The sequence below is a fragment of the Arthrobacter sp. ASL1 genome (assembly GCF_056680475.1).
This window is the reverse complement of record NZ_CM155284.1, coordinates 2346081-2372232: the sequence shown is the minus strand read 5'-3', so window position 1 is coordinate 2372232 and position 26152 is coordinate 2346081. Positions and strand designations below refer to the sequence as shown.

The following is a 26152-nucleotide window of genomic DNA, read 5'->3' as shown; positions in this document are numbered from 1 at the left end:
GACCCGATTTGGTTTCCCAGTGGACGGTCGGGTAAAGTCATATCTCGTCCTGAAGGGACACTGAGGGCGTATAGCTCAGGCGGTTAGAGCGCTTCGCTGATAACGAAGAGGTCCCAGGTTCAAGTCCTGGTACGCCCACGGAATCCCTCCACCTTCACGGTAGATCGGGGAACACATGCGAAAATTGCTGGTAGCAGCCATGGCCGCCGTGTCGTTCCTGGCATACCGTAAGTGGAAGGCCTCCGAAACGGAGAAATCCGTATGGAAGGCGTCGACGGATCATCTCGACTGATCCTCAACACGGGGGTATGGCGCAATTGGTAGCGCACCTGCTTTGCAAGCAGGGGGTTAGGGGTTCGAGTCCCCTTACCTCCACCCAATCAGTACAGAGTCCCGGACCATCGGTTCGGGACTCTGTCATGTGCGTTCCCCTTCCGAGTGCAGATGGTCGCGGAGCCACGGTGTTCCCATGATCGTCCTATTGGCCCTGGTGGGCGTCCTCGGGGTATCTGCCTCGGGTCCGATCGTTGCTGCGACACCGAGCGTTCCGCCGCTGGTGATGGCCTTCTGGCGGAACGGACTGGGAGCGGTCACGATAGGGACCGGGGCAGTCATCCGGGCGCGGGGAATTCGTCGCTGGCCAGCACCGGCTGAATGGAGATACTGCGTTACGGCATCGGTCGCGCTGGCCCTCCACTTCGCCTGCTTCATGGTCTCCGTCCGAATGACTACGGTGGCTGCGGCGACAGCCCTGGTGTGCCTGCAATCGGTATGGATTGCCGGCTTCCAGCGTCTACGAGGTGCCATCATCGGGCGGATGGTGATTGGAGGCATGGGCTTGGCGCTGGCTGGGGCGCTACTGATCACGGGATTCGACATTGGCCGGTCTCCTGAGGCCCTTGTGGGTGACTTGCTGGCACTGGCAGGTGGAGCCATGGCCGGAGCCTACACACTGGCGGGGAGCAAGGCCCGCGCGACCATGGATACCGGCAGCTACACGACACTGTGCTACGCGATGACAGCGACGATCCTGCTCGCCATGGTGTGGTTGGCGGATGAACCCATCATCGGGTTCCCGGTCGTCGGGTGGGCCGGCATCGTCGCGCTGACAGTGGCCTCGCAGTTGTTGGGCCACACGATTTTCAACCACCTGGTGGTGGCCCTGGGGCCGCTGGTGGTTTCGATGATCATCTTGCTGGAAATTCCCGGGGCCGCGATCCTTGCTGGCATCTTTCTCGGCCAAACGCCCCCGGTCTGGACCTATTTGGGGGTGGCGTTGATCCTGGGCGGGCTGCTCGCCGTCATCCGCGGACAAAGCCGTCAACCACTTGTACGACCGCGAGACCGCGACGGCAGCACCCGCCCGGGGACACGCAAGGGGCGGTGACCCTGTGTGGATCACCGCCCCGTCCGGCTTCGGTAGGCACCTCAGCCGGATTAGCTCCTAGTTCGCGTCCGCATCGTCGGCACGACGACGGGCGGCACCCCGAGGACCCGGCTTGGGTGCATCGTGGTCGGTGCCTTCCTCGGCTGCCTCCGGTGACCGCAGATCAGGGTCCGCGGAGACTGGTGCCGGAGCAACCGTCTCCGACTCAGCTGCGGCGATGTGTGCACGCACGTCTTCGACCTTGGCCTCGGTTTCGGGCTTGGGAGCCGGTACCGGTGCTGGCTCGACCGGGGTCTTCCAAGGGTCCTCGACTGGCTTTGACGCGCGCCACGCGGCCACCCCGGCGGTCACAACGGCCGCGATGATGCCGAACACCAGAAGACCGCGTTTGCGTCCCTGACGGGCCTTCTCTCGCTTAAGCTGCTTGCTGGCCTCCTTGGCAGCGGAGACGGCGGCCTGCTGCGCGCGCTTCAGGGCCTTCTTGTCACCGGATACTCTGGCGACTGCCTTCTCCACTTGTGCCGGCACCCGGACGCCGTCCAGGCGGCGGGCCGCGTAGTCGGCCGCACTCCCGAGACGGGCGCTGGCTGTCGGGATGTACTCATTGACCACGACATCGCGTGCATGTTGCAGTGCGGGCGCAGCCTTATCGAGTGTTTGCTGAATTCGGGGGGAGGCGTCATCAACGACCTGTGAGATACGCGGAGCTACCTTGTCGAGGCCGCCCTGGATCTTTGGCGTTACCTCGGTGACTCCGCCGGCAATCTCGGAGGCCGCACGATGCAACCCCTCCTGGATTCTGGGGGAGGCCGTTTCCATGCCTTTTTCGAAACGCGGGACCGCCCAATTCACGGCTGCGTCGACACGCGGTCCCGCCCAATCGCGGGCCGATTCGACTCCGGCATTAACAGTTCCACTTAAATCGCGGGCAATTCGCTTCTTCTTTTTCACACGTTCCTCCCAAGTAGTTGGAGTATCCCCGCCTAGCCTACGCGTTGGACTGTGCCCGAGCCATTCGCTATGTGAGCCACGTTACTGCGATCCCCGGATGTTCACTGTCCGCGTAGTCCACAGGGCTCGGGGGCCTGCTGAGGAGTTGCCCAAGGTGGAAGAATGGACGCATGACTGCAATCCCCACGCACAAGGCCACCATCCACACGAACCACGGCGACATCGTGGTCAACCTGTTCGGCAACCATGCGCCGAAGACGGTCAAGAACTTCGTCGGTCTGGCGACTGGCGAACAGGCTTGGACCCACCCCGAGTCCGGCGAGGAGAAGACGGGCGCACCGTTGTACGACGGGACCATCTTCCACCGCATCATCTCCGACTTCATGATCCAGGGCGGCGATCCGCTGGGTCAGGGCGTCGGCGGTCCCGGCTACCGCTTCGACGACGAGATCAATCCCGACCTGGACTTCACCGAGCCCTACAAGTTGGCCATGGCCAACGCCGGTCTACAGATGGGGCGCGGTACGAACGGTTCGCAGTTCTTCATCACCACGATCCCCACCACGTGGTTGCAGGGCAAGCACACCGTATTCGGCGACGTCACCGACGAGAAGTCGCGAGAGATCGTTTCGGCATTGAACAATGTCCCTACCGACGGCCGTGACAAGCCACTCGAAGATGTCGTGATTTCGAGCATCGACGTCGAGTCGCTCTGACACCTGAAGATGTCGCAGGGCCCATCCCTGCGCAGTGAGGGCGGATTGCCACCGGTTCCCCGGAACCGGTGGTGTCCGCCCTTTTGCCTTCCACCCCCGGACGATGACCCAGGAGTACGACATGGCCTTCGGCCAACCCCAGCAGGAACCACACATGCAGGTCCCGACCTGTCCGCGACACCCGGAACGGCCCTCGTACGTGCGTTGCCAGCGCTGTGGGCGCCCTGCGTGCCCAGAGTGCCAACGTACCGCGGCCGTGGGAGTGCAATGCGTGGATTGCGTCGCGGAGATGAAAGGCCAGCGCCGCGAGCCTCGTACTGTGGTCGGTTCCCGGGTCACGTCGGGACGCCCGCTGGTCACGTACGTGGTCATTGCCCTGTGCATTGCCGTCTATGGCGGCCAATACCTGATCCCGGGACTCACCGATCGGCTGCTCTATGCCGGGCTCTACACGGGCAGTGAGCCGTGGCGCATGGTCACTTCGTTGTTCCTGCATTCCACGGGCTTCATCATGCACATCGCGTTCAACATGTATGCGCTGTACATCCTGGGCCGGGTCCTGGAGCCGGCGCTTGGACACGTGAAATTCGCAGTTCTGTATCTGATCGCAGGTTTTGGCGGTTCTGTTGGGGTGTTGCTGCTGGCCCAACCGAACGTTGCCGTGGTCGGAGCCTCGGGTGCGGTTTTCGGCCTGTTCGGGGCCTTCCTGGTGGTGACCAAGGCCCATGGAGGAAACCTCGTACCCGTGTTGGTGATCATCGGCATCAACCTCGTGATCGGCTTTCTGCCCGGGGCCAACATTGCCTGGCAGGCACATGTAGGCGGACTGGTAACGGGAGGCGCGTTGGCTGCGGTCCTGGTCCTTGCCCCGCGGGGCAGGAACAGGACCCTGATCCAATGGACGGGAATCGTCGCAGTGGTGGCCATACTCGGCGCGCTGACCTGGTGGGGGTGGGCCCCCATTCGGGCCGCCTATCCTTTCCTGGCCTGATGCCGAACGCGACCGCCTGACGCAAACCCAAAATTGCTCACGGGGTGGGTGGTGGACGATATCCAGCACCCACCCCGTTCCCATGCCACCCCCGGTATCCACAGGGGTTATCCACACTGTTAATAACTCACATCCGTGTAATTCGCTGTCGGCCCTTCGGATGCATCCCGGTCTACGTGCGGGTAACCCACTTTGTCGCCACGACAGCACTTGAATATTCACACGACAATCCACACCTGTGGATAACTGTCGTGCACAACCTGTGCAAGAAGATCAGCCATCAGCCAAGGAGTTGGATCGGGGACAGGCGGGGCCTACTTCCGCGAGTTCTCGCGGTAATTCGAACACCGGACGGATATCCACAGCGGTTGTCCACACTGTTAATAACTTACAAGCATGTAATTCGCCGTTCGGAAAGAGCCTGCATCGCCGTCAGCACGGGAGAATCGAACATAGTTACGCACAGCTCTATCCCCACCTGTGGATAACCATGTTCACAGCATGTGCACGAGCGGTGCGACGCACTGGACGACGACTTGGCGCCAGCGGGATTCTGGACGGCATGCTCCCCCTTTTTCCACGACAATGGGAGGAATATGGCGGTAGGTTGTCCTGAAGATATTCACGCCCCTGCTGTCGGTTTCCATGGGAGGAACTATGAGCCTGCACTACGCATCCCTTTCCGCGGACACGGTCGTGCCATGGAGCGAGCTGACTAACCTGCTGGCCCGTGTGGACGATACGGACGAGTTCTACGGACCCGACGACCTGGCGGAGGAACTGGAGGAGCCGGGGTTCGACCCCACCCTTGACAGCGTTAGCGTGTGGGACGGCGATCTGCTAGTGGGTTTTGGGCAACTGAGACTTAGCGACGGTCTGCGTGACGGAGTGGCGAAGGCGTCCATTGGGGGCGGGGTACACCCGGAGTATCGTGGACGCGGCGTGGGGCGCGAGATCATGGACCGACTCGAGCCGCGGGCACGCGAGCTCGCAACAGAGCGCCATCCTGGCGTTTCCGTGACCGCCGACCTCTGGACCGGGGCGGAGGGTTCAAGCGCCGAACGCCTGGCGGTCGCGAGGGGATATGTGCCCGTACGCTACTTCTCTGACATGAGCGTAGACCTTGCCCCGGCCGGTTCCGTCGCGGAGTCCGACGCCGAACTGCCGGACGGTGCACGCATCGAGGTTTTCACCAACGGCCTCGGGGAGGCGGTACGCCGCGCCCACAACGAGGCCTTCGCCGACCATTGGGGCTCGGTCCCCCGCTCGGAGGAGCGCTGGGCAGATCAGCTCGCGGCACGGAGTTTCCGACCTGCACTGAGTCGGGTGGTTCTCAGTGCGGATACGAGCCTGGCCCCGCAAGAGCGGGTCGACGCCTATGCCTTGTGTGGCGAGTGGGTCGACGGAGAACTCTATGTCAGCATTGTGGGCACGCGCCGGCGTGCACGCAGACGGGGGTTGGGCTTGGCCCTGCTGGGGAGCATCGTGCGGGCGGCGTCCCAGGCGGGATACGGGAAGGTCGACCTTACCGTGGACTCGGAGAGCCCCACCGGCGCCGGGCGGATCTACGAGCGGGCCGGCTTCACCCGGGTCCGCACCAGCTCGGTCTACCAACGACGGCTGGCGTAAGGAACATCAGGAGCCCGACAGCAGTCCCCCGGCGACGAGCAGCATGACGGCTGCCACCAGACAGTCCAAAATTCGCCAAGCAGCCGGCCGGGCAAAGAATCCCGCCAGTAGGCGAGCGCTGAAACCCAGTAGTGGAAACCAGAGGAAACTGCCCAGGACTGCGCCGGTGCCGAAAACCCACCGGCCCGGATCACCCTGGGCATTGGCGATAGTACCGAGCAGGACCATCGTGTCCAGGTAGACGTGCGGATTCAACCAGGTCAATGCGGCCGCAGTGGCCAGCGCGCCGGACCGCGAGCCACCAGCTGGGCCTCCTGCCGTAAGCGCAGCCGGCCGAATGGCCCGTTTCAGCGCCAGCGAAGCGTAGACCACGAGGAAGATGGCGCCGGCCCATCTGGCCGCCACGAGTACCCAAGGTGCGGTGGAGACCAGTGCCCCGACACCGGCGACACCGGCGAAGATGAGAACAGCGTCGGAGAGCGCACAGAGCACTACGACGCCGAGAACGTGCTCGCGCCGGATCCCTTGTCGCAGCACGAAGGCATTCTGCGCGCCGATGGCAACGATGAGGGAGAGGCCGGAACCGAAACCGGCCAGAAGCGGCATGAAGATCGACACAGATCCACGGTAGGACCGAGCACCATGTTGAAACCAGCTAAAGATTTTTTGGGTACATTAGAATCGCTTACCATGGACTTCCCCGCGGACCAGCTTCGGGCCTTCGCTGCCGTCATCGATGCAGGAACCTTCGATGCCGCAGCGGTGCGCTTGCACGTGACACCCTCCGCCGTGAGCCAGCGGATCAAGGCGCTCGAGGCCCAGGTCGGAACCGTCGTCGTCCGACGCAGCAAACCTGTGTCCCCGACGAAGGCTGGCATGGTGCTGCTGCGATTGGCCCGTCAACTGGACCTGCTGGCAGCCGAGGCGGAAGCAGAACTTTCGGGGCACACGGCGGGAGGCCGTGGGCAGCGGGCCGTCGTCCCCGTGGTCGTCAACGCGGATTCGCTGGCGACGTGGTTCCCCGGGGTCCTCGAGGACCTGGCCCGCGACGACGGGCTGGAGATCGAGATCCTGCGGGAAGACGAATCGGCGTCCGCCGAGCTGCTGCGGACCGGCCGTGCTATGGCCGCGGTGACCACGGATGGTCGCACCGTGCAGGGAAACTCCACCCAGATGCTGGGCACCCAACGATATGTGGCGATGGCCTCGCCGGCCTTCGCACAACGTTGGTTTGCCGGCGATCCGATCGCCGGCCTGGTGCTGGCACCCATGGTCAACTTCGATAGGGCGGATCAATTGCAGCGTTCGTTGATCCTGGAGGTGGCGGGGCGTCGTGCCTCCCCGCCGGCACACTATGTTCCGGACTCGATCCAGTTTGTCGGCGCGGTGGCGGCCGGACTCGGGTGGGGGATGGTCCCCACCGCTCAAGATCCGGGAGACGGGACCCTGGTTGCGCTGGACGCGGGCTGGACGCGGGACGTCAGGCTCTATTGGCAGCGCTGGAAACTGGATTCACCGGCCTTGGCACGGGTGAGCGAGGCGGTGCTGGACGCCGCGTGGAAGAGCGGTTCCCTGGCCGGCCCCGATCTGTGAATCGATGGTGGAACCCCCGCTAGCTGCGAGGGACCGGAGGGCCGATGATCAGCAGGACCGTGAACACCACGGCGATGGCGATCAGGGCGACAATAGCCGCGGGAATGGGATGGCGCAAGCACCAGGCCTGGATGGACTCTACGAAACCATGGGGCTCGTCGCCGTCGACTGCCAGCCGCCAGCCACCATCCAGGAGGCCAGCTCGGGCCGTCGAGCGTTCAAAGGGAACCGTGCAAAACGGGACGATTGACGAAGCGAGGCCCAGCACGCCGCGGCCGAAGCTCCACCGTTGATTCACCCACACGAAGCAGGTCACCACGCAATAACTGAGGAACGTCAGGCCGTGGATGGAGCCGAAGACGGGGACGAACGCATCGCTGACGTGGCTGTATTTGAGCACCATGCCCAAGATCAGCAGGCCCCACGTGAACATCTCCGCAGTGGCCAGGAAGCCGTAGAGCCGCTTGGGCGACAAGCTGGTGGCGGTACGGGGATCAGTGGTGGAGGGCATGGCGTCCTTTCGTCAGATACCAGCATGTCATGTTCTGGATGTGCGCCGGTGCCGGTGTGCTAGCCTGCCCGTGCAGGAGCACTCTGCTCCGACCGGACGAGGGAGCCGTACCCGGACTGCGACAAGACGGCCACCGGAAGGGATCGGTGATCGGCCATGGCATGGGTGGTACTCGTTGTCTCGGGGATGTTCGAAGCGGTGTGGGCGATTGCGCTGGGGAAAACCGAGGGATTCTCGAAGGTGGTTCCCACCATCGTCTTTGCTGCCGGCCTCATCGTGAGCATGGCCGGTTTGGCATATGCCATGAAGGACATATCGACGGGGACGGCCTATGCCGTTTGGGTCGGCATCGGAGCGTCCCTCACGGTCATCTACGGGATGGCGGTGGACGGGGACTCGATCAGCTGGGCAAAGATCCTGCTGCTGACGTTGCTCGTCGGTTGCGTCGTTGGCCTGAAATTCGTCGAGTAGCTCTCAGCGCCAGCGGGTCGTCATGAAGAAGCCGACCATGGCGACCCCGAACCCGATGACGATGTTCCACCCTCCGACGGCGGCAATCGGGAGCAGTGCCTGGGAAATGTAGTAGGTGATGATCCACAGCAGACCCAGGATCATCAGCCCGAACATCACGGGCTTGTACCAGACGGGAAGCGGCTTGACTGCGCCGAACTTGTTGGCGGCGTCCGACGCCTTACGGGCCTTGCGGCGGGTCCTCGACTCGGGCACTACTTCTCCTGACCTTATGCGGGTCACACGTGTTTGGTGCTGAACCCGGGCGATACTCTGATGGCTGGGAGCCGACACCGTGATGCCCACTGCTTCCCCGTCCCGCCATTCTACCGGTACCACGTCACGTGGCCCTGTGGGTCGCCGGTCACCACGCGGATGCACACCGTCGTCGTGCCCGCCCGCCGACCATTTCCACCACCATAGGAGCCGCCCCGGGCACGCATGGCTATTCGGCAACCTGCCCGGACCGTTCTAAATGCGTCTGCTGATTTCCGCATTGCTGGTCGTGCTCGTCATACTGGTGCTGATGGAATACGTGTTCCCCTGGGCGTGTCAAGACAGCCCGTGGGCCGAATCGACGATTGGTCTGGTGCAGTAGAAATGGCCACCCCCACGCGGATCCTGGTGATCGACAACTACGACAGCTTCGTCTACACGCTGGTCGGCTACCTGCGCGAGCTCGGGGCCGAGACTACTGTGGTGCGCAATGACGATGTGAGCCTCGAGGAGGCCATCGAACTCGCCTCGGCTCGCGACGGGGTCCTGGTCTCCCCCGGGCCCGGAACCCCCGGTGAATCCGGTGTCTGCATTGAACTGATCCGCTGGTGCGGCGAGCAATCCGTGCCCATGCTGGGGGTCTGCCTGGGACACCAGGCGCTGGCGGAAGCCTATGGCGGGGTCGTCACCCATGCCGAGGAGCTGATGCACGGCAAGACGTCGCTGATCCACCATGGTTCGCATCCGTTGTTCCACGACATCAACAACCCGTTCACGGCCACCCGCTACCACTCGCTGGCGGCCGTCCGCTCTTCGATCCCCGACGAACTGGAGATCATCGCCGAAACGGAGGGCGGCGTCGTCATGGGCCTGGCACATCGCGAGGCACCGCTGTGGGGCGTGCAGTTCCACCCCGAATCGGTCCTCACCGAAGCCGGATACCACATGCTCGGCAACTGGCTCGAGTCCCTGGGCCTCGCCGGTGCCGCCGCCCGGGCCGCCACGCTCAGCCCGCTGATCAGCGACTGAACGGAGAAGGCCCGTACCCCGCCACGCAATGGCCCCGGCCGGATCGTTACTTCGAGGGCTTGCCGGGGTCCGTTGGCCTACCACGGTCGACGCCCTTGCCGTGGTCGGACGGCTTGGCCGCTTTTGCTGATTTCGAGGGCTTTTCCGAGGGCTGGGCGGTTGCCGATGCCGCGCCCGACGGGTCGGTAGACGGGTTGGCCGACGGTGAGCCGGATTCAACTGAGGGGGATGGCGATGCCGGGGGTTCCTCCACCACCGTGATGGTCACGGTGCCGCCCTGGTCGATGTCCTGGCCGGCCTCCGGTACTTGCTTGGTGATGGTTCCGGGTTCGAGCACCGTGTTCTGCTCCGTTTCAACGGCCAGGTTCAAAGCCACGGCCTTATCGGCCAGGACTTCACGGGCCTTGTCCTCGGTCAGGTCCATAAGCGAGGGGACCGTGACCTTGCCGGTGGAGATCGTCAATTCGACTGAACTGCCGGCCTTGACCTTCTCCCCGAGCTGCGGGTTGGTTCCGATGAGGCTTCCCAGCTCGACGGTCGCGGTGTTCTCGCGTTTGACGTCATTGGAGACCTGAAGGCCCAAGGCGTCGAGGGTGCTGCGCACCGTGGCCTCGGACTGCCCCGCCAGATCCTTGGGCAAGGTCACCTGTTCGGGGCCCATGGAAACGAGGAGGTGGACCTCCGACTGCTGGCGTGCCTGGGAGCCGGCCTTCGGGTCGGTGCCCACCACCGAACCTGCCTCGACCTTGGGGTCGTAGACCTCCTCGGTGATGGGGATCAAATTGGAACCGTAGATCTGGTTCTGCGCGGCAGTCAACGACAAGTTGGCGACGTCGGGGACGGCGACAGTGGCGTTTCGTTCCTGTTGCTGCTGGTTCCAGTTCCAGAACAACCAGGCGCCGGCGGCCAGCACGACGACGGCCAGAATCGAGAAGACAGTGATCCATGCCCTACGTCGCGAGGTGCGGTAGCGTTCGGCCTCCTCGTCGGTGGAGCGACGGCCCGAGCCCTCGTCGAACAGGGAGGATTCGGTGTACTGATCCCTGATGGCCGGCTGGACCCCCGTGCCAGGATCAGTGCCACCCACGGCCGCCATGGCCTGCGTGCGTTGTCCGCCGTCGTCCATCCCATCGGCGGTTCCGCTCCCCGCGGCTGCCGCAGAGGTCGACGCCATGCCGGCGGCCAGCGTGCGGGTCGGCATGTCGGTGGTCACCATGGCCTGGGTCGACATCGGCATCACGGCGAGGGCCTCGGTGGCGTCCCCGCGGTCCTGCGGTAACGGCCGGTCGTCCTGTGCGGCCTTCAGTGCGACGGCGAATGCCGCGGCGTCCTGGTACCGGTCCTCCCGGTCCTTGGCCAATGCGGTGGCGATGACCTCGTCGATCTTCGGTCCCAGTTCGGCGTTGTGGACACTGGGGGCAGCGGCTTCCTCGCTCACGTGTTGGTACGCGACGGAAACGGGGCTGTCCCCGGTGAAGGGCGGGCGGCCGGTCAGCAGCTCGTAGAGTAGGCAGCCCGTCGAGTACAGGTCGCTGCGCGCGTCAACCGTCTCGCCCCGGGCCTGCTCCGGGGAGAAATACTGTGCCGTGCCGACGACTGCCTGTGTCTGCGTCATGGTTGCCGCGGAATCGGCCAGGGCACGGGCGATGCCGAAATCCATGACCTTGACGTCGTCGTCACCGGTGACCATCACGTTGGAGGGTTTGATGTCCCGGTGCACGATGCCCTTGCGGTGGCTGTATTGCAGGGCTGCCAGCACGCCCAGGGTGTATCTGACGGAGGACTCGGAGGTCAGTTCCCCCGCCTTGAGGAGGTCCCGCAGGGTCTTGCCCTTGACGTACTCCATGACGATGTACGGGACCTTGACCTCGTGGTCGGCAGCTCCCTCGATTTCTTCCTCGCCCGTGTCGTAGACCGCGACGATCGAGGGGTGGTTCAGCCCGGCGACCGCCTGGGCTTCGCGACGGAAGCGGGTCTGGAAGACCGGGTCACGCGCCAGGTCACGACGCAGGAGCTTAATCGCGACCTCACGGCCGAGTCTGAGGTCCCGGGCATGGTAAACATCCGCCATGCCGCCGCGGCCGATGAGGTCGCCGACGTCGTAGCGGGAGTTTAGGATTCGGGATTCAGTCACGTGTTTCCTCTGCGCACCCTAGGGGTGGACTTGCGGGTGTCGTCGATCAGGGGGATGGCTGCGCGCCAGTGCCGGCGGCATCGGGTGCGGTGGTGGTGGGTGTCGTTGGCAATGGAGCGGATTCCTTCGACGTCTGGGGCGGGCTGGAGCTGCTTGGCTTGTTCGGCGGTGCCGTGGTGGAGGGACTTGCCGATTCGCTGCTGGAGGGGGCGCTGCTCGGTTCCGGGCTGGAACTTGGCGATGGAGCCACGGCATAGGTGAGCCGGACCACATCTCCCCGGTTCAGGGTCCCGGTCGGCTCGACCCTGATGACGGTGTTCTCGGGCTTGCTGCTTTCGGCTCCCTCCACGGAGACGTTGAGCCCCTTGGCGAGCAATGCGGCCCGCGCTTCCTCAAGCGGTTTGCCCAGGTACTGGTTGGCGTTGACTTCCACTGTCTGTGCCGGCGCCGAGGTGGTCTTGCTTCTCGTCGAGGGCGCGGCGCTGGACGAGGACGGAGAAGACGACGAAGACGCCGATGTGGACGCCGATGTGGATGCCGAAGTGGAAGAAGACGTCGTGGCCGGCGCCTCGTTCCCGGCGTTGTCGCCGGTGAACAGCGGGACCAGCCAGACGGCGAGGAGGGCCAAGACCACGAGGATGAGCAGCGCGATCAGCGGCCACTTCCACGGGCTGCCTCCCGGCTGGCGCGGCGGCCTGTCGCCTCTGCCGCCGGAACCGCCGGCGGCAGAAGCGGAGGAATCGTCATCGGGGTCCCAGTCCTTGCTGGCACCGAGGACCGAGTTGAAGTCGTCTCCGCGGCGGCCCGCGGCGGCCGCGGCTCCGGCGCCGGCGATCGCTCCGGCACCTGCGGCACCCTGCACTGTGGTGGAGGGCCCGCCGTCGTACTCCCGGGTGGCGTGCGGGCCACTGGAGGTCGGGTCGCCCACGGTCGGCAGCGCACTGGTGCCAGGTTCCACTGGATCGGTGGCTGCGGTCCGCGGGTTGGCCCGGGTGGGGGTGTCGCCCATCGCCACCGCCTGGGTGGCATCCCCGGGGCCGGCAATCAGGAACGGGATGATGCCCGGGACGGCAGCACGTGCCGCATCGATGTTGCCCGCGCGGATGGCGTCGGCAGCTTCCGCCAGCTTCGTGGCCGTTGCGGGACGTTGCGCTGGATCCTTGGCAAGCATCGACATGATCAGTGCGCGGTGGTTCTCGGGGATGGACTCGTCCAAGGGCGGCGGGTTGTCGTTGACCTGGGCCAGGGCGATCGCGATCTGCGATTCGCCGGTGAACGGACGACGACCGGCCAGGCATTCGTAGCCGATGACTCCCAGCGAGTAGATGTCGGAGGAACCCGTCGCCTGCTGTCCGGTCGCCTGCTCCGGCGCCAGGTACTGCGCGGTTCCCATGACCTGGCCGGTCGCAGTCAAGGGGACCTGGTCGGCGATGCGCGCGATCCCGAAGTCGGTGATTTTCACCCGTCCGTCCGGCAAGATCAGCAGGTTTCCCGGCTTCACGTCGCGATGGACCAGTCCCTGGGCGTGCGCCGCCGCAAGGGCACGCGCAGTCTGGGCGATGATCGACATCGTACGGTCCGGTGCCATGACCTTCTCGCGCTCGATGATCGCCGAGAGCGGCTGGCCGGGGACCAGCTCCATCACCAGGTAGGCGGACCCGCCCTCTTCGCCGTAGTCGAACACGTTGGCGATGCCATTGTGGCTCAGCAGCGCAGTGTGGCGTGCCTCGGCACGAAAGCGCTGGAGGAACCCCGGATCACCGGTGTATTCCTCCTTGAGGATCTTGATGGCCACGATGCGGCCGAGGATCTGGTCACGTGCCTTCCAGACCTCCCCCATGCCGCCGATGGCTATCCGATCGGTCAACTGGAACCGACCGCCCAGGGTGATACCCGATGTAGGCCTCACTTGTTGAACACCGCCTCTAGGATCTTCTTCAGGTTTGGACTGGTCAGGTTGTGGCCGGTCTCGTAATCAGTCTTCTCAATGACAATGGTGACAGCCACCTGCGGGTCATCCGCGGGGGCGAAGCCGGTGATCCATGAATTGACCTTGCCCGTTTTGCCGATCTGGGCCGTTCCGGTCTTCGCCGCGATGTCGAGGCCGGGGATGTCCGCCTGGTAGGCGGTGCCGCCGTCGAGGGGGGCGCGCATCAGCTCGGTGACCTGGTTGGCCACCTCCTTGGTGGTCGCGGTGCTGAATTCCTCGGGCTTGGGCTGGCTCAGAACGCTGAGGTCAGGGGCGGTGACTTGCTTGATGAGATTCGGCTTCATGATGACCCCATCATTCGCGATGCCCATGGCCACCATGTTCATCTGCAGTGGCGTGGCCTTCACATCGAACTGGCCGATCGCGGCCAATCCCAACTGGTCCGGGGACATGTCGGTGGGGAATACGCTGGGAGTCACGCGCAGCGGGATCGCCAGCGGCTGGCCGAAACCGAACCGCTCGGTGACATCGCGCAGGGCGTCCTGGCCGACCGCCTGGCTCATGGCCACGAAGGGGGTGTTGCAGCTCTGGGCGACGATGAACTTCAGCTTGGCCCGGGGCTTGTTGGAGCAGATGCCCTCGACGAAGTTCGGCAGTGGCGTCTGCGTGCCCGGCAACAACATGGACTCCGGATTGTCGTACGTGTCGTTCAGGTTGTACTTGCCGGATTCCAGGCCCGCCACCAGGTCGAGGATCTTGAAGCTCGAGCCCGGGGGGATCAGGTGGCCGATCGCCGGGTTGACGTTCGGGCTCAGGCCCGGGACCTTGAGCAACTCTGCCATGTTGGCGGAGGCCTTGGCGCTGCTGTGGACGGCGAGCAGGTTGGGGTCGTAACTGGGCTTGGACACCATGGCCAGGATGTCGCCGGTCTTGGGTTCCGAGACGATGATCGTCCCCTGCTGGCCGTCGGGGATCAGGTCGTAAGCGGTCTTCTGCAGCTTCGGGTCGATGGTCAGCTCGACGGAGGCGCCTTCATCCTGCTGCCCGGTCAGCAGGTTGACCATGCGACTGTAGAACTGCGAGTCGCTCTGTCCCGTCAACTCGTCGTCCATCACGCCCTCGAGCATGTTGGCCCCGTAGATCAGTGAGTAGAACCCGGTCAGGTGTGCGTACAGCTTCGGATCGGCGTAGGTCCGTTGGTAGTCGAACTGGTCTTGCGAGGGGACCGACTCGGCGACCGGCTTTCCGCCGACCAGGATGGGTCCGCGGGCCAGATCGAAGTTTTTGTAGAGCTGCCGGGTGTTCATCGGGTTGGAGTTCAGGTCCTTCGCGGCGAAGAACTGGATGTAGCTCAGTGCGCCGAAAATGAGGATGAACAGGGCGACGACGGCGATCCATACGTGGCGGAGGGCGGTGTTCATGCGGGGTCCCCCTTTCCATGTGTCGGTGTCGTTCTGGAAGCCGGGGTCTTGCCGCGGAGTCTGGCCTGGTCTTCTTCGCGTTGCTTGGCCCGGGCACTGATGTCGGGCCCGGCTGCCGCCATGTCGCGTTCGTTGAGCGGGCCCGTCACGGCGGGCCTTCGTGCATTGTGCGAGACCAGCAGCAGTAGCGCCACGATGATCCAGTTGGACAGCAGGGAGGAGCCGCCTGCGGACATGAACGGTGTTGTCAAGCCCGTCAGCGGGATCAAAAGTGTCACCCCGCCCATGACCACGAAGCACTGCAGCCCGATGGTGAACGAGAGGCCCGCGGCCAGGAGCTTACCGAAGGAGTCCCGGCTGCCCAGCCCGGCACGGATGCCGCGGCTGATGAGGATGACGAACAGCAGGATGATCGCCACGAGGCCGATGAGGCCCAGTTCCTCACCCAGCGCGGTGATGATCATGTCGGAGTTGGCCAGGGGGACCAGATCCGGTCGGCCATTGCCGATCCCGGTACCGAACAGGCCGCCGCTCGAGAGGCCGAAGAGCCCCTGGACGATCTGCCGGCTGCCGCCATATTGCTGGTCGTAGACATCAGGGTCGAAGGCATTGAGCCACGAGTTCAGCCGCAACGCCACGTGGGTCATGGTCTGGGACGCGAAGACCCCCGCGATGGCAACCATGACCAGGCCGATGACGATCCAGCTGATGCGGCCGGTGGCAACGTAGATCATGACCATGAACAGCCCGAAGAACAGGATCGATGATCCCAGGTCGCTTTGCACGACCAATACCCCAATGCTCACCAGCCAGGCGATGACCATCGGCCCGAGGTCCTTCAACCGGGGCAGCTGCAGGGGCCCGATCTTCCGCCCGGCGAGCAGGATCAGGTCGCGGTGGGTCGACAGGTAACCGGCAAAAAACAGGGCCAGGGAGATCTTGGCCAGCTCGCCAGGCTGGAAGGAGAGGGGGCCGATGCCGATCCAGATGCGCGCACCGTTGATCTCCCGGCCGAGGCCCGGGACCAGCGGCAGGACCAGCAGCACCGCGCTGATTGCCAGGAAGATGTAGGGAGCCCGTCGCAGGATGCGGTGGTCACGCACCGCCCACAGGGTGATGATGGCCGCGCCCATGGCCACACCGGTCCACAGCAGTTGCCGCGTGGCGGCGTTGTCGTCATTGACCAGATCGAGCCGGTGGATCATGGCGATGCCGATGCCATTGAGCGCCACCACGCACGGAAGGATGATCGGATCGGCATATTTGGTCCAGATGCGCAGCACGACATGCATGACCAATGCCATGCCGGCCAGGACCGCGCCTTGCGTGATGAAACCCTCGTCGAGGCCGTCTGGATTGCTCAGGCTCACCAGGTAGTTGGCGCCCACCGCGACGATGAGGGCCAGGACCAGAAGCACCAGTTCGGTGTTTCGCCGTGGAACCGGCGCGGTCTGTATTTCGCTCACGGTGTCACGTCCTGACAGTAGGAGGGCAGAGTCGGCGGTGTGTCCCCGCTCTGCGGATGGGCCGGCACGATGACCGGGCACGCTTGCTTGGCGCTGATCAGCAGCTCGGAGACGATGTCCTGGGCGTGGGCCAGGTCGCGGGCGGCCAGGGAGTTCCTCAGGCGCTGCTGCGTGTAGGAAGGAAGGGCCCGGGTGGGGATCTGCGTGACCGAGTCGACATGGGACAACTCGATCGGGCCGAGGTCCTGGGAGACGCCGTTGAAGATGGCGACCTGGCCGTTGTAGTCGGCGACGTAGTACTGCGTCTGGGTCCAGACGTAGCCGAACCACAGGACGGAGGCGAGAATGAGCCCCATCAAGGTCAGGAACGTCGGGATGAGCCATCCGCGGCGGGCCGGGCGGCGGGTGGGATCGTATTCACGCGACGGTGCCGCATCCTCGGGCTGGGACGCCTTGTGGGTCAGGATGGCGGTCGCACGCTTTTCCGCCGAACGCTGGGTGACCATCGGGATTTGCCCGGTCTTGGTCGCCAGATCGGCTGCCCCGACCAGCACGTGTGGTCGGATGGACATCTCGTGCCGGATGATCGCGGCGCTGGCTTCCAGGTCGCCTTCCTGGGCGACTTGCAGCTGTGCCGTATCCGGGGCGGGTTCCTGTACCGGTGGCATAACCGGTTCCTCGTCCACGGCTTCCTCGGAGACCTCGACCATGACGATCGTGATGTTGTCGGGGGAACCGTGGTCCAGTGTCACCTCGACCAAGGCGTCCACGGTCTCCTGCAGGGAGCCGGCTTCGCGGACGATGCTCTCGGTGAGCTTTTCCGGCACGACGGCGTTGAGGCCATCCGAGCAAAGCAGCCAGCGTTCGCCGGGTGTAACCGGATACTGGTCGATGTCCAGTTCCGGGCTGGCATCGGAGTCGCCGAGAACCCGCATCAGCACGTTCTTGTGGGGGTGGTGTTCGGCTTCCTCGGGGCGCAACCGGCCCTCGTCGACAAGGCGCTGAACGAACGTGTGGTCCTTGCTGACCTGTTCGAAGACTCCGTCCTTGAAGCGATACGCACGCGAATCGCCGATGTGTGCGTACTGGAACCGGTCCCCGGTCAGCAGGATGGCGGTCACCGTGGTGCCCATCCCGGAAAGCTTCGGGTTTGCAGTGACCAGGTCGTTGAGGATCGAATTAGCGGTTTGGATCTCGTCGGGGAGGACCGTTTCGACGTCCTGCTTCGTTTCCTGGTCCAGGTGCACCAGATCCAGGACGGTCGAGGCCGATGCGACGTCGCCGCCGACGTGGCCGCCCATGCCGTCGGCCACGACGGCCAGGTAGCGGCCGGCATAGCCGGAGTCGTCGTTCTTGGCGCGAACTTTCCCCACATCCGAACGCGCTGCGAACCGCAACGTGAGCGCCATACTACGGCCTCAACTCCATCACGGTTTTCCCGATCCGGATGGTCTGGCCGATGTCCACGGGCTGGGCTCGGGTCAACTGGGAATCCCCCAGGTAGGTGCCGTTCGTGGACCCCAGGTCCTCGATGAACCACCGGCTGCCTTGGGGGAAGAGACGGGCGTGGCGGCCCGAAGCGTAATCGTCCTCGAGGACCACGGTCGCCTCCTGGGCGCGGCCCAGCAGGATCGGGCTCGCCGCCAATTCGAGGCTGGTCCCGGCGAGGGGACCCTCGAGAATTTCCAGGGTACGGGCCGACTTCCTGGGGGCGGGAACCGGTTCGGCCATCAGATCGGGGTTCTTGCGGACTTCTCGAGCCGTCGGTTGCCCTGTCTTCGCCTTCTTGCCGATGGATAGGTCCCGGCGAAGTGCGGTGATGATGCTCAGAATCAGGATCCACAACAGGATCAGGAAGCCGAGCCGCAAGGCCGTCAGTACGAGATCGCTCATGCGCTGCCTCCGGTGCGCTGGGGAACTAGTCGGTAGGTGATGCGGGTGCGGCCCATCGCCACGATGGAGCCGTCGAAGAGTTCCTCGCGCCCTTGGACGCGTTGTCCGTTCACGTAGCTGCCGTTGGTGGAGCCCAGGTCCACGGCCCAGGCGCGCGCACCGTCCCTGACGATTTCCACGTGGCGACGCGAGACCCCGGGATCGTCGATGGGGATGTCCGCCTCGGCGGAGCGACCCAGCACCACGGAGTCGGCATTCAGGGCGTAACGCTGCCCGTTGATGTCCAGGACGGCCTGCTGGTTGGACGGCGGCCGGGGCGGTGCCTCGGGGGCTTTCGGGGGCGTGGCGGTGCCGGCGGCCGATTTTTCCATGGTGGCGTCGATGGTGAAGCTGCCGGCCCGGGTGGCTTCGTCCCGGTTGAACGAGACGCTGACCGGGCCTTGCAATGTGTACTGCTGGGAGCGGGCGTGCTTGACGGCGACATCGCACAGCTCCTCGGCCAGGGTGGCACCCCATTGGCGTGCCCGCTCGAAATCTGCGGCACCGAGCCGGATCTTGAAGGAATTGGGCGCCAAGGTGCGGCCTTCGGACAGCGTCAGTGTCCGTTTGTCCATCTCGTTGCGCAGCTGGCTGGCGATCTCCACAGGCTGTACCTCGGCGGAGCCGGAACCCCGGAAGACACTGGTCACCAGCTTTTCGAGACCGCGCTCAACGTTGTCCACCACACCCATGGGCGCTGCTCCTCTCGAAGTCGGTTGTCCTGTATGCCGCTCCGGCCACGGAGCGTGACGAAACAGCCGGCCGGGGGCCTGTGCTTGTCCGATACTACTTGCCCTGTCTGGGAATCGGTCCGGGGGAGTTGGCAACTCTTCCATATCGCAACGTGTTTTAGCGGGTTTTTGGTTCCCTCTCGTGCTCCTCATCACAGAAGAACCGGCGATTAGGCGATGCCGTCCCGAGGTGGTTATGATTGATCTCGCTGTTCCGGGGAAACCCGAACCAGCGACTCGCGCGAGTGGCGGAATTGGCAGACGCGCTGGCTTCAGGTGCCAGTGCCCGCAAGGGCGTGGGGGTTCAAGTCCCCCCTCGCGCACGAGTTTCGAGGATGTCCTCCTTCCGGATCACGGAAGGGGGGCATTTTTTCGCCCACGGATAGCCAGTGCTGCGGAATATGCCTGCACAACGCCGGTTGTACCCTGCATGACCTCCTTGCCTCCGCTATCCATTCTGGATCGTGCACTCGCCCGTGCGGGCTATGGCGAAGCCGCGGCCCTGCAGGCGGTGGTCGCCCGGGCCCAGGAAATCGACGGCCGGGGCATCTCGAGGTTTTGGGTGGCCGAACACCACGGGGTGCCGGGCATCACCGGTTCGGCACCCGCCGTGCTGATGGCGGCGGTGGCCGCCGCAACCACGGGGTTGCGCGTGGGATCCGGGGGGATCATGCTGCCAAACCACCAGCCGCTGGTGGTTGCCGAACAGGTGTCGACATTGGACCAGCTCCATCCCGGGCGCATCGATCTGGGCCTCGGGCGCTCGCTGGGCTTCACCCCGGCCGTCCGCACGGCGCTGCGCACCTCAACCTACGGGGACGCCGAATTCGCGGATGACATCGCCGAACTGACGGGCTATCTGGACGGCACGGCTTCCTTCACCTCCCGGCCACGGCCCGCGACCCGGATTCCCTTGTTCGTCCTGGCGACCCGGAGAGGTGCCGCCATTGCCGCCCGGGCCGGTCTCGGCGTCGTCCTCGGAGGACCGGTCCTGACTGACCGGCAGCGGGCCCGCGCGGCAGTGCAGGAGTATCGGAGCGCTTTCCGAGGCTCCGACCGCTTCGAGCGGCCCCACGTGGTGATCGCTGTCAATACCGTGGCCGCCGACACCGTGGCCCGGGCACGCGACCTGCTGCTCCCGGAGGCGTGGGCGATGGCGCAGGCGCGGACCCGTGGTGAATTCCACCCCCTGGAACCAGTCGAAGCGGTGCGCGCCAAGCCGATGACCGCACGCCAACGGGGGTTGGTCGAGGACCACTTGAACGCGGCGGTGCTCGGGTCACCAGCGCTCGTTCGGGGGCTCCTGGCCGATCTGGCGGCGGCCACGGGCGCCGACGAGATCATGCTGACGGGTGCGACCCATGACGTCCAGGACCAGATGCACTCGGACCGGATACTGGCCGGATTGGCGCCGGGCTGAGGTGCCACCGGGCCCGGAGGTGGCAACGAGCGGATTCCGCCGGTGACGAATACCGGTCGCTGGATGAGACCGACGCCACATCGTCTGCATAGACTGGGGGCGCACGCGCGATCGACGACGAACAGGAGTGCATCCGTGGCAGAAAAGACAGCACATCAGAACGTCACCTTTCCCTCCGCCGGACAGCAGGCCCACGGTTACCTGGCCACGCCGGCCTCCGGCAGCGGACCGGGGGTGATCGTCATCCAGGAGTGGTGGGGACTGACGGACCACATCCGCGACGTCGCCGACCGGCTGGCCGCCGAGGGCTTTGTCGCCCTGGCCCCGGACCTCTATGGCGGGTGGGTCACCCACGATGGTGACGAGGCCACCGAGATGATGCAGAAACTTCCGGAGGAGGAAGGCGCACGACTCCTTGCCGGCGCCGTCGACTACCTGGTGGGCCTCGACGAGGTCACCAGCTCCAAGGTCTCCGCCATTGGGTTCTGCATGGGCGGTGGATTCGTCCTGGCCCTGGCCGCCCAGCAGGGCGACCGGATAGCCGCCGCCGTGCCGTTCTACGGTGTCGGCCAGGGTGTCCCCGCGTCGTTTGCCGGGGTCCGTGCCGCGATCCAGGGCCACTACGCGACGGAGGACACCTCGTTCCCCGTGGACCAGGCGCGCGCCCAGGAACAGCAGATCCGTGACGAATCCGGTGCCGACGTGACCTATTACTACTACGAAGCCCCGCATGCGTTCCATAATGATGGGAACCCGCAGGGCAACTACCGCCCGGAAGCGGCCCGGCTGGCCTGGGAACGGTCCGTCGGCTTCCTCCGGGAGAAAACCAACTAGACCACGCACGACCAATAGGCGCGTCGCCATCGGCGTCGCACCAGACAGGGAGCAAACACATGTCAGGAACAGTCATCGTCGGTGTCGACGGCAGCGAGACCGCGAACAAGGCGGCCACGCGGGCGGCCACCGTGGCCGCCGGGCTCGGCGCGGATCTCATGGTGATCACCGCGCATACCAAGGACAACACCGAGGTCGTCCAGATTGGCAGCGACACCTGGATCCTCGACGACGCCGAGCAGGCCCAGAAGCTCGCCGAGAAGTCCGCCACCAAGCTGCGCGAACTGGTACCGGGCGCGAGCATCACCGCCTCTGCCGTCAAGGGCAAGCCGCAGGACGCCCTGGTCGAGGAGGCCAGCCGACTCGGTGCCCAGCTCATCGTCGTCGGCAACGTCGGCATGAAGGGCCTGGGCCGCGTGCTCGGCAGCGTGGCCTCCAGCGTCGCGCTGAACGCCCCGTGCGACGTCTACATCGTGAAGACCGCCAGCTAGCGGCCCAGACCGGCAGCAAACGGCGCCCATACCCCGTGGGGGATGGGCGCCGTTTTGGGTTCCGGCGACGTTCCGGGGATGGCTACCGGCCGTCGGCTTCGCGGGCCGTGGCCTTCCGGGCAGCAGCCTCGCGGACGCGGGTCTCCTCGGCGCGAACGGCGGCCATGTTGCTCCGTTCCGCCTGCAGCCACTGCGGCCGATCCGCGAGCAGTTCCTCGATCTGCGCCGTGGTCAGCGCCTCCTCGACGCCTCCCCGGGCCAACCCGGAAATGCTCACGTTCAGCTTCTGGGCGACGACCGGACGCGGATGCGGTCCGTTTTGGCGCAACGCCACCAGCCATTCGGGCGGTTCGTTCATCAATTCGTCCAGGGCGGACCGGGTGACCGGGCCCTCCTGGAATTCGGCAGGCGTGGCGGGCAGGTAGACGCCGAGCTTCTTGGCGGCGGTGGCCGGTTTCATGCTCTGCGGGGTTTTCTGGCTCATTCCCCCAGCGTACCCGGGCCCGGGCGGTAGGCTGGCGTGCGTGGCAGAGCTGAGAATCGCGTTCGTCCCCGGCGTGACCCCGGGCAAGTGGCTGGAGCGTTGGCGGGAGCGGCACGCGGAGGTGCCGGTCATCGCGACCCGGTACGACGACGGCGACGACCCCCGCGGGTTGCTCGCCTCCGGTGATGCCGACCTGGTCTTCCTGCGTTTCGCCGACGGGGCGAAGCCCGCCGACGCCACGACGCACGTGATCCCCCTGTACGAGGAGCTGCCCGTGGTGTGTGCACCGCGCGAGCACGAGGTGGAGCTCTACGACGATGAGGTGCCGTTGGCGGAACTGGCGGGACAGGCCTGGCTGGACCTGGCTGACTACCCGCCCGCCGTGGGCGGAACGGCCATGGCCGTGGAGGTCGTCGGATCCGGCGCCGGGTTGCTGGTGGTGCCCATGTCCGTGGGACGGCTGTACCGGCGCAAGGACGTGGTGCAGAAGGTCCTCTCGGGCGCACCCTCGACCCGGATCGGCGTTTCCTGGCTCAAGCCGATCGGTGACGACCCGGAAAATCCGCTGGTGGAGGAGTTCATCGGGATCGTCCGTGGTCGCGGCGCGAATTCCTCCCGACAGCCCTCCGTGCAGGAACGCGAGCTCCGCGAGGCGGCCGCGTCCCAGCGCACACGCCAACGCAGCCCCCAGGATGCCCCCCGTGGAGGTGCCCGGAAGCACGGACAGCGCACCGGCGGCAAACCCACCGGCGGAAAGCCCACCGGCGGAAAGCGCCGTGGCGGTCCCGCCCGCGGGCGCCGGTAGCCGCCCCGGACCAACTATCCGTCCGGACGCAGGAGGGCCCCGCACCGCGGCACCCGAAGATGCCGCCGTGCGGGGCCCCAGCGGTCGGACCGGTTAGCCGATCGAGGCGAACCCGAAGACCACCGCGGCGAGGGCGAAGCCGACCACGCCGATCAGCGTCTCCAGCACCGTCCACGTCTTCAGGGTGGTCTTCACGTCCATGTCGAAGAAGCGCCCCACCAGCCAGAAGCCCGAATCGTTCACGTGCGAGATGATCACCGAACCGGCGGCCACGGCCACGACCATGGTCGCCAGCTGGATGTCGTTCAGCCCGGCGGCTGCGACGGCCGGGGCCAGCAGGCCGGCGGCGGTGGTCAACGCGACGGTCGCCGAGCCCTGGGCCACGCGCAGGATGCCGGAGATCAGGAAGCCGGCGAGGATCAGCGGGACGCCCAGGTCACCGAGGACGTTGGCCAGGGCGTCGCCGATGCCCGAGGTGCGCAGGACGCCGCCGAACATGCCGCCGGCACCGGTGATCAGGATGACCGAGCAGACCGGTCCCAGCGCCTTTTCCATGACCTGCTCGATGGCCGTCTTGGCCATGCCGCGGCGCATGCCGAGCACGACGGCTGCGACCAGCAGGGAGATCAGCAGGGCCACCGGGGTTTCGCCGATCGCGCGCAGCAGCTGGAACCAGGTGTCCTCCGTGACGGTTTCCGGCAGGACCCCGCCGGAGGCCAGCGTGTTCAGGCCGGTGTTGAGGAAGATCAAAACCAGGGGCAGCAGCAGCACGGCGATGACGGTGCCGAAGGCCGGCGGGTTCGCCTCGTGTTCGGAGTCGGCCTCGCCCAGCAGGGACGGGATTGGCAGTTCCCACTTGCGCCCGGCCCACTTGCCGAACAGGTAGCTGGTCACGTACCAGGTCGGCAGGGCGACCACGAGCCCGATGAGCAGGACGTAGCCGACGTTGGCGTCGAAGAACTGGGAGGCGGCGACGGGGCCGGGGTGCGGCGGGACAAAGACGTGCATGACCGAGAACGCGCCGGCGGCGGGCAGCCCGTAGAGCAGCACGCCGCCACCGAGCCGCCGTCCGACGGCGAAGACGACCGGCAGCATGACGACCAGTCCGGCGTCGAAGAAGATCGGGAAGCCGAAGATCAGCGAGGCGACGCCCAGGGCGAAGGGTGCCCGCTTCTCGCCGAACACGCGGATCAGGTAGTCGGCCAGCACCTTGGCGCCGCCGGAGGTCTCCACGATGCGCCCGAGCATGGCGCCCAGGCCCACGAGCAGGGCGACGGAGGCCAGGGTGGAGCCGAAGCCGTCGGTGAGCACCTTTACAACGCTGCCGGCGGGGATGCCGGTGGCGAAGGCGGTCAGCAGGCTGACGAGGATCAGTGCCACGAAGGCATGCATCCGTAGTTTGATGATGAGCAGCAGCAGGACGACGATGGCGACGGCGGCGATGCCGAGCAGCGGTCCCGCACCCAGGGTCTGGGTCCAGTTCTCGATGGTCATGGGTTCTCCATTGGGGGGTCGGATGGAACGTTCGGTCAGGGGCGGCTGGTGGCCGCGGGGGTCAGGCCGAGACGGGAGATGGCCCGTTCGGCCAGGTCGCCGGGGGTGGTGTCGTTCGGCAGCGTGGTGCCGTCCTCGTCGGCGGCGAGGGGTTCGAGGGTGGCCAATTGGCTGGCCAGCAGCGTGCCGGGCATGAAGTGGTCGGTGCGCTGCCCGAGGCGTTGGGCCAGCAGGGCCGCGTCCGCATCGACCTGCAGGAAGCGCACGACGCCGGTGCCCTGCCTCAGCAGGTCCCGGTAGCTGCGCTTGAGGGCGGAGCAGGTGACGACGGTTCCGGCGCCGCCGTCGTGGCCGTCCATCCACCGGCGCAGTTCCGCGAGCCAGGGCCAGCGGTCGGCGTCGTCCAGCGGGATCCCGGCGGCCATCTTGGCGATGTTGGCCGGCGGGTGGAAGTCGTCGGCCTCGGCCGCAGGCCAGCCCAGCCGTTCGGCGAGCAGTGCGGCGACCGTGGTCTTCCCCGAGCCGGAGACCCCCATGACCACGAGGTGCGTGGTGGGGGTCGGGGGTGCCTGGTGTGGCATGTCATCTCCTGGAAGGACGTCCTTGGCCTGCCGTCGAAACGGCTGGATAAAAGATAACACCTTATAACCGGGTAAAGATAGTACTAATTGTGACGAGTGTCGCGGGCCGGAACCATAGGATGTTCACCATGCAGATGCCCGCCGGAGCAATGGTGCTCCAGGAACCCATAGTCGACGCGCTCGGCCGCGAGATCATCGACGGAGTGCTGCGTCCGGGGGACCGGCTGACACTTGAATCCCTGCAGGGGCGCTTCGGCGTCTCGCGCACCGTGATGCGCGACTGCATGCGGGTGCTGGAATCGCTGCGGTTGGTGTACGCGAAGCGCCGCGTGGGGCTCGTGATCCAGGAGCCGCGCTTCTGGAACGCCTACGACCGGCGCGTGATCCGCTGGAGGCTGGCCGGGCCGGGGCGCGAACGCCAGTTCACCGAACTGACCGAGCTGCGCGTGGCCGTGGAGCCGCTGGCCGCGGCCGGGGCCGCCCGCCGGGCGCCGGAGGCGGCGCGGACCGAGATCGTGCGCCTGGCCGCCGAGATGCGCCGATTGGGCGAGGCCGGGGACCTGGAGGCCTTCCTGGCCGTCGACATCGCCTTCCACGCGCTGTTGCTCCAGGTCAGCGGGAACTCGATGTTCGCCGAACTCGACGGCGTGGTGGCCGAGGTGCTGACCGGACGCACGGAGCAGCGCATGATGCCCTTCCATCCGCGGGCGAAGGCGCTGGACGAGCACGACGCCGTGGCCGCCGCCGTGGCCGCCGGTGACGGCCACGGTGCCGAGGCGCACATGCAGGTCCTCGTCAATGAGGTGCGCGCCGCCCTCGAGGCGACGCTGACCGACGGGCAGCTCCCCGACTGAGCCGGCCACCCGGCACACGGGACTGCCCCGGGTGCCGGGCAC

Annotated in this window: 27 protein-coding genes, 3 tRNA genes and 1 riboswitch; of the genes, 16 read left to right on the top strand and 14 right to left on the bottom strand. The window is 65.9% G+C overall.

Annotated features, from left to right (window positions below; translation table 11 throughout):
• Positions 1-64: 64 nt before the first annotated feature.
• The 4 genes from AC1MEQ_RS11235 to AC1MEQ_RS11220 all read left to right on the top strand — a co-directional run bounded on the left by AC1MEQ_RS11235 (position 65) and on the right by AC1MEQ_RS11220 (position 1387).
• A tRNA-Ile gene (locus AC1MEQ_RS11235) sits at positions 65-138 on the top strand.
• 37 nt (positions 139-175) lie between these two features.
• A complete protein-coding gene (locus AC1MEQ_RS11230) occupies positions 176-292 on the top strand; it encodes a DLW-39 family protein (RefSeq protein WP_479790772.1) in 117 nt (38 codons plus the stop codon).
• Between the two features lie 10 nt (positions 293-302).
• Positions 303-375 (top strand) — tRNA-Ala (locus AC1MEQ_RS11225).
• A gap of 349 nt (positions 376-724) precedes the next feature.
• Positions 725-1387, top strand: a complete 663-nt coding sequence (locus AC1MEQ_RS11220; RefSeq protein ID WP_479790771.1) for a DMT family transporter — start codon at positions 725-727, stop codon at positions 1385-1387.
• Between the two features lie 57 nt (positions 1388-1444).
• Here the strand turns inward: AC1MEQ_RS11220 and AC1MEQ_RS11215 are convergent, their stop codons facing one another.
• On the bottom strand, positions 1445-2338 hold the full coding sequence (locus AC1MEQ_RS11215) for a hypothetical protein (protein ID WP_479790770.1): 894 nt from the start codon (positions 2336-2338) through the stop codon (positions 1445-1447).
• A gap of 170 nt (positions 2339-2508) precedes the next feature.
• Between AC1MEQ_RS11215 and AC1MEQ_RS11210 the strand changes: the two genes are divergently transcribed.
• The 3 genes from AC1MEQ_RS11210 to AC1MEQ_RS11200 all read left to right on the top strand — a co-directional run bounded on the left by AC1MEQ_RS11210 (position 2509) and on the right by AC1MEQ_RS11200 (position 5674).
• On the top strand, positions 2509-3054 hold the full coding sequence (locus AC1MEQ_RS11210) for a peptidylprolyl isomerase (RefSeq protein WP_479790768.1): 546 nt from the start codon (positions 2509-2511) through the stop codon (positions 3052-3054).
• A gap of 103 nt (positions 3055-3157) precedes the next feature.
• The gene (locus AC1MEQ_RS11205; RefSeq protein ID WP_479790766.1) at positions 3158-4045 is read left to right on the top strand and encodes a rhomboid family intramembrane serine protease; all 888 of its coding nucleotides are present in this window, start codon (positions 3158-3160) and stop codon (positions 4043-4045) included.
• 657 nt (positions 4046-4702) lie between these two features.
• Positions 4703-5674 carry a GNAT family N-acetyltransferase gene (locus tag AC1MEQ_RS11200; protein WP_479790764.1) on the top strand — a complete coding sequence of 324 codons (972 nt, stop codon included), beginning with the start codon at positions 4703-4705 and terminating at the stop codon, positions 5672-5674.
• 6 nt (positions 5675-5680) lie between these two features.
• Here the strand turns inward: AC1MEQ_RS11200 and AC1MEQ_RS11195 are convergent, their stop codons facing one another.
• Positions 5681-6286 carry a LysE/ArgO family amino acid transporter gene (locus AC1MEQ_RS11195; RefSeq protein WP_479796111.1) on the bottom strand — a complete coding sequence of 202 codons (606 nt, stop codon included), beginning with the start codon at positions 6284-6286 and terminating at the stop codon, positions 5681-5683.
• A 78-nt stretch (positions 6287-6364) separates the two neighbouring features.
• Here AC1MEQ_RS11195 and AC1MEQ_RS11190 point away from each other — a divergent pair, with 78 nt between their 5' ends.
• Positions 6365-7267, top strand: coding sequence for an ArgP/LysG family DNA-binding transcriptional regulator (locus tag AC1MEQ_RS11190; RefSeq protein WP_479790762.1), 903 nt, complete (start codon positions 6365-6367; stop codon positions 7265-7267).
• A gap of 19 nt (positions 7268-7286) precedes the next feature.
• Here AC1MEQ_RS11190 and AC1MEQ_RS11185 read toward each other — a convergent pair whose 3' ends face one another.
• Positions 7287-7778, bottom strand: coding sequence for a DUF3817 domain-containing protein (locus tag AC1MEQ_RS11185; RefSeq protein ID WP_479790760.1), 492 nt, complete (start codon positions 7776-7778; stop codon positions 7287-7289).
• A 70-nt stretch (positions 7779-7848) separates the two neighbouring features.
• Positions 7849-7913: riboswitch (guanidine-III (ykkC-III) riboswitch) on the top strand.
• A 21-nt stretch (positions 7914-7934) separates the two neighbouring features.
• Here AC1MEQ_RS11185 and AC1MEQ_RS11180 point away from each other — a divergent pair.
• Positions 7935-8249, top strand: a complete 315-nt coding sequence (locus AC1MEQ_RS11180) for a DMT family transporter (protein WP_479790758.1) — start codon at positions 7935-7937, stop codon at positions 8247-8249.
• A 3-nt stretch (positions 8250-8252) separates the two neighbouring features.
• Here AC1MEQ_RS11180 and AC1MEQ_RS11175 read toward each other — a convergent pair whose 3' ends face one another.
• Positions 8253-8504 carry a cell division protein CrgA gene (locus tag AC1MEQ_RS11175; protein ID WP_479790756.1) on the bottom strand — a complete coding sequence of 84 codons (252 nt, stop codon included), beginning with the start codon at positions 8502-8504 and terminating at the stop codon, positions 8253-8255.
• 384 nt (positions 8505-8888) lie between these two features.
• Between AC1MEQ_RS11175 and AC1MEQ_RS11170 the strand changes: the two genes are divergently transcribed.
• Positions 8889-9533, top strand: coding sequence for an anthranilate synthase component II (locus AC1MEQ_RS11170; RefSeq protein WP_479790755.1), 645 nt, complete (start codon positions 8889-8891; stop codon positions 9531-9533).
• A 46-nt stretch (positions 9534-9579) separates the two neighbouring features.
• On the opposite strand, the gene pknB is transcribed toward AC1MEQ_RS11170, so the two are convergent.
• The 7 genes from pknB to AC1MEQ_RS11135 are packed head-to-tail and all read right to left on the bottom strand — an operon-like array spanning position 9580 to position 19108.
• Complete coding sequence (pknB, locus tag AC1MEQ_RS11165; RefSeq protein ID WP_479790753.1) at positions 9580-11667, bottom strand: Stk1 family PASTA domain-containing Ser/Thr kinase; 2088 nt, start codon at positions 11665-11667, stop codon at positions 9580-9582.
• 46 nt (positions 11668-11713) lie between these two features.
• Positions 11714-13576, bottom strand: coding sequence for a Stk1 family PASTA domain-containing Ser/Thr kinase (locus AC1MEQ_RS11160; protein WP_479790752.1), 1863 nt, complete (start codon positions 13574-13576; stop codon positions 11714-11716).
• Complete coding sequence (locus AC1MEQ_RS11155) at positions 13573-15018, bottom strand: penicillin-binding transpeptidase domain-containing protein (RefSeq protein ID WP_479790750.1); 1446 nt, start codon at positions 15016-15018, stop codon at positions 13573-13575. The genes AC1MEQ_RS11160 and AC1MEQ_RS11155 overlap by 4 nt, the downstream gene beginning before the upstream one ends.
• On the bottom strand, positions 15015-16484 hold the full coding sequence (locus tag AC1MEQ_RS11150) for an FtsW/RodA/SpoVE family cell cycle protein (protein ID WP_479790748.1): 1470 nt from the start codon (positions 16482-16484) through the stop codon (positions 15015-15017). The genes AC1MEQ_RS11155 and AC1MEQ_RS11150 overlap by 4 nt, the downstream gene beginning before the upstream one ends.
• Positions 16481-17893, bottom strand: coding sequence for a PP2C family protein-serine/threonine phosphatase (locus AC1MEQ_RS11145; protein ID WP_479790745.1), 1413 nt, complete (start codon positions 17891-17893; stop codon positions 16481-16483). Before AC1MEQ_RS11145 ends, AC1MEQ_RS11150 begins: the two co-directional genes overlap by 4 nt.
• Position 17894: 1 nt before the next feature.
• Positions 17895-18377 (bottom strand): FHA domain-containing protein FhaB/FipA, encoded by a 483-nt coding sequence (locus AC1MEQ_RS11140; protein ID WP_479790743.1) that lies wholly within the window; start codon positions 18375-18377, stop codon positions 17895-17897.
• Entirely contained in the window at positions 18374-19108 is a 735-nt protein-coding gene (locus AC1MEQ_RS11135; protein WP_479790741.1) for an FhaA domain-containing protein, read from the bottom strand. The genes AC1MEQ_RS11140 and AC1MEQ_RS11135 overlap by 4 nt, the downstream gene beginning before the upstream one ends.
• A 278-nt stretch (positions 19109-19386) precedes the next feature.
• Between AC1MEQ_RS11135 and AC1MEQ_RS11130 the strand changes: the two genes are divergently transcribed.
• From AC1MEQ_RS11130 to AC1MEQ_RS11115, 4 genes are all read left to right on the top strand, one after another.
• A tRNA-Leu gene (locus AC1MEQ_RS11130) sits at positions 19387-19470 on the top strand.
• Between the two features lie 107 nt (positions 19471-19577).
• Entirely contained in the window at positions 19578-20567 is a 990-nt protein-coding gene (locus AC1MEQ_RS11125; protein WP_479790739.1) for an MsnO8 family LLM class oxidoreductase, read from the top strand.
• A 135-nt stretch (positions 20568-20702) separates the two neighbouring features.
• Positions 20703-21401: a dienelactone hydrolase family protein gene (locus AC1MEQ_RS11120; RefSeq protein ID WP_479790737.1), complete on the top strand. Its 699-nt coding sequence runs from the start codon at positions 20703-20705 to the stop codon at positions 21399-21401.
• A gap of 59 nt (positions 21402-21460) precedes the next feature.
• Entirely contained in the window at positions 21461-21892 is a 432-nt protein-coding gene (locus AC1MEQ_RS11115; protein ID WP_479790735.1) for a universal stress protein, read from the top strand.
• An 82-nt stretch (positions 21893-21974) separates the two neighbouring features.
• Here AC1MEQ_RS11115 and AC1MEQ_RS11110 read toward each other — a convergent pair whose 3' ends face one another.
• Positions 21975-22376 (bottom strand): DUF5997 family protein, encoded by a 402-nt coding sequence (locus AC1MEQ_RS11110; protein WP_479790733.1) that lies wholly within the window; start codon positions 22374-22376, stop codon positions 21975-21977.
• 40 nt (positions 22377-22416) lie between these two features.
• On the opposite strand from AC1MEQ_RS11110, the gene AC1MEQ_RS11105 reads away from it, so the two are divergent.
• The gene (locus AC1MEQ_RS11105) at positions 22417-23181 is read left to right on the top strand and encodes a substrate-binding domain-containing protein (protein WP_479790731.1); all 765 of its coding nucleotides are present in this window, start codon (positions 22417-22419) and stop codon (positions 23179-23181) included.
• A 93-nt stretch (positions 23182-23274) separates the two neighbouring features.
• On the opposite strand, the gene AC1MEQ_RS11100 is transcribed toward AC1MEQ_RS11105, so the two are convergent.
• Both AC1MEQ_RS11100 and AC1MEQ_RS11095 read right to left on the bottom strand, forming a co-directional pair.
• The gene (locus tag AC1MEQ_RS11100; protein WP_479790729.1) at positions 23275-24675 is read right to left on the bottom strand and encodes a GntP family permease; all 1401 of its coding nucleotides are present in this window, start codon (positions 24673-24675) and stop codon (positions 23275-23277) included.
• A gap of 35 nt (positions 24676-24710) precedes the next feature.
• Complete coding sequence (locus AC1MEQ_RS11095) at positions 24711-25256, bottom strand: gluconokinase (RefSeq protein WP_479790727.1); 546 nt, start codon at positions 25254-25256, stop codon at positions 24711-24713.
• Positions 25257-25384: 128 nt separating this feature from the next.
• On the opposite strand from AC1MEQ_RS11095, the gene AC1MEQ_RS11090 reads away from it, so the two are divergent.
• Positions 25385-26110 (top strand): FadR/GntR family transcriptional regulator, encoded by a 726-nt coding sequence (locus AC1MEQ_RS11090; protein ID WP_479790725.1) that lies wholly within the window; start codon positions 25385-25387, stop codon positions 26108-26110.
• Positions 26111-26152 lie beyond the last annotated feature (42 nt).

Excerpts from the sequence above, each read along its gene's own strand:
- AC1MEQ_RS11230 (WP_479790772.1), top strand. The coding sequence starts at position 176 with ATGCGAAAATTGCTGGTAGCAGCCATGGCCGCCGTGTCGTTCCTGGCA.
- AC1MEQ_RS11205 (WP_479790766.1), top strand. The coding sequence starts at position 3,158 with ATGACCCAGGAGTACGACATGGCCTTCGGCCAACCCCAGCAGGAACCA.
- AC1MEQ_RS11145 (WP_479790745.1), bottom strand. The coding sequence starts at position 17,893 with ATGGCGCTCACGTTGCGGTTCGCAGCGCGTTCGGATGTGGGGAAAGTT.
- AC1MEQ_RS11185 (WP_479790760.1), bottom strand. The coding sequence starts at position 7,778 with ATGCCCTCCACCACTGATCCCCGTACCGCCACCAGCTTGTCGCCCAAG.
- AC1MEQ_RS11220 (WP_479790771.1), top strand. The coding sequence starts at position 725 with ATGACTACGGTGGCTGCGGCGACAGCCCTGGTGTGCCTGCAATCGGTA.
- AC1MEQ_RS11110 (WP_479790733.1), bottom strand. The coding sequence starts at position 22,376 with ATGAGCCAGAAAACCCCGCAGAGCATGAAACCGGCCACCGCCGCCAAG.
- AC1MEQ_RS11095 (WP_479790727.1), bottom strand. The coding sequence starts at position 25,256 with ATGCCACACCAGGCACCCCCGACCCCCACCACGCACCTCGTGGTCATG.
- AC1MEQ_RS11210 (WP_479790768.1), top strand. The coding sequence starts at position 2,509 with ATGACTGCAATCCCCACGCACAAGGCCACCATCCACACGAACCACGGC.
- AC1MEQ_RS11125 (WP_479790739.1), top strand. The coding sequence starts at position 19,578 with ATGACCTCCTTGCCTCCGCTATCCATTCTGGATCGTGCACTCGCCCGT.
- AC1MEQ_RS11170 (WP_479790755.1), top strand. The coding sequence starts at position 8,889 with ATGGCCACCCCCACGCGGATCCTGGTGATCGACAACTACGACAGCTTC.
- AC1MEQ_RS11100 (WP_479790729.1), bottom strand. The coding sequence starts at position 24,675 with ATGACCATCGAGAACTGGACCCAGACCCTGGGTGCGGGACCGCTGCTC.
- AC1MEQ_RS11155 (WP_479790750.1), bottom strand. The coding sequence starts at position 15,018 with ATGAACACCGCCCTCCGCCACGTATGGATCGCCGTCGTCGCCCTGTTC.
- AC1MEQ_RS11090 (WP_479790725.1), top strand. The coding sequence starts at position 25,385 with ATGCAGATGCCCGCCGGAGCAATGGTGCTCCAGGAACCCATAGTCGAC.
- AC1MEQ_RS11140 (WP_479790743.1), bottom strand. The coding sequence starts at position 18,377 with ATGAGCGATCTCGTACTGACGGCCTTGCGGCTCGGCTTCCTGATCCTG.
- AC1MEQ_RS11200 (WP_479790764.1), top strand. The coding sequence starts at position 4,703 with ATGAGCCTGCACTACGCATCCCTTTCCGCGGACACGGTCGTGCCATGG.
- AC1MEQ_RS11135 (WP_479790741.1), bottom strand. The coding sequence starts at position 19,108 with ATGGGTGTGGTGGACAACGTTGAGCGCGGTCTCGAAAAGCTGGTGACC.
- AC1MEQ_RS11190 (WP_479790762.1), top strand. The coding sequence starts at position 6,365 with ATGGACTTCCCCGCGGACCAGCTTCGGGCCTTCGCTGCCGTCATCGAT.
- AC1MEQ_RS11115 (WP_479790735.1), top strand. The coding sequence starts at position 21,461 with ATGTCAGGAACAGTCATCGTCGGTGTCGACGGCAGCGAGACCGCGAAC.
- AC1MEQ_RS11180 (WP_479790758.1), top strand. The coding sequence starts at position 7,935 with ATGGCATGGGTGGTACTCGTTGTCTCGGGGATGTTCGAAGCGGTGTGG.